Consider the following 1,340-nt stretch of genomic DNA (forward strand, 5'->3'; position numbering starts at 1 on the left):
AGAGGACCGCGACATGAGCAAGCTGGGTAGCAAATGGAAAGATAACGTTTCTGATGGCCCGGTATGGGACCGTGACGAACACTTCCTAAACTACATCATGCACCCATACTTTGGCGGTGTTTACTACACAGCCGCAAGACATGCAGGTTACAACGAATTTGAATCATTCTTGTACTCTGCCACCATGTCTACTTTCTTCTGGGAATACGGTGTTGAAGCGTTTGCAGAAGTCCCTTCTTGGCAGGACATCTTTATCACGCCATTCTTTGGTGCAGTCGTGGGTGAAATGATGCTAACAGCAGAGCAAGACATCGTAGCAAATGGCGGCGAAGTGTTAGGTTCAGAAACTGCAGGCGACGTTTCTCTCTTCTTCCTAAACCCTGTTGGTCATATCCACCACTGGGTGACTGACGCATGGGGCGGCAGCGCTGAATTGAAATTCAACTCCTCACCTTGGTTCGGCAATCAAGATGTTGCGAAGTTTGCCATGGACGCAGGTGCAAGCTACGACAGTCAGTTTTACGGCGTAGAGCTGAAAGTAACGTTCTAAGCCAACCATATTGAACGACATTAATGAAGAGCAGCCAAACGGCTGCTCTTTTTGTATCTAGTGCACTGTTTTGATTATTTGCTTCGCGAATTAGTGTGAAAAATTGACTTCTATCAAACATAACCCCTTCCTAGGACCTACACTGAAGAAAAGGACTTATTCCAATAACTTAAGCGATGCGTTCCACCGCACTGCGTCCAAACCTTATTCCAGGAGGGGACATCATGAACCCTGTGTTTATCGTTAACTTTGTCGGTCAAGCATCACCGGCGACTATCAAACAACTGGCTGCTGTTACTCATGAAAACGGAGGCAAATGGTTAATCAGTAAAGTAAACTTTATTGAAGACCAAGTCGCTGGGGTGATAAAAGTTGAGTTACCTGAAGAAAACGCGGACACGGTGAAAGAAGCGTTTTCAGCCTGCCAGACTCTAGTAGTTAAATTTGTGGATTCAGAGCCTCACTCACACAAAGAAGATACCATTTTCCAACTTCGTCTCGATTCCAATGACCGTGCAGGTATCGTCAATGAAATCACTCACGTTCTGGACGCACAAGGTATCTCTATTTTAGATATGGATTGCCAACGCGTATTTATTGCCGGGGGTGGCGGTGTGAGTTCTAGCTTGTTCAGCGCAAAAATGGCTATCAAGCTGCCAAGCGAATTGGAAATCGAAGATGTGGCGAACGAGTTAGAAGCGCTCAGCGAAGACACCAGAGTGATTATTGAAAGCTAGTCGATTTAGCCTTTTATTCATAGAAAAAGAGCAGCTATAAATAGCTGCTCTTT

Annotated in this window: 2 protein-coding genes; both read left to right on the forward strand. The window is 45.4% G+C overall.

The genetic code is table 11. The features are described 5' to 3' along the window. Positions 1-550 (forward strand): DUF3943 domain-containing protein (locus tag R8O70_RS25400; protein WP_318184483.1); only part of this gene is annotated, 550 nt, incomplete at its 5' end. Positions 551-774: 224 nt separating this feature from the next. Then, entirely contained in the window at positions 775-1,287 is a 513-nt protein-coding gene (locus tag R8O70_RS25405; protein WP_318184484.1) for a glycine cleavage system protein R, read from the forward strand. Positions 1,288-1,340: the final 53 nt, after the last annotated feature.

The organism is Vibrio sp. 779(2023), from assembly GCF_033344285.1.
Classification (GTDB): Bacteria; Pseudomonadota; Gammaproteobacteria; order Enterobacterales; family Vibrionaceae; genus Vibrio; species Vibrio alginolyticus.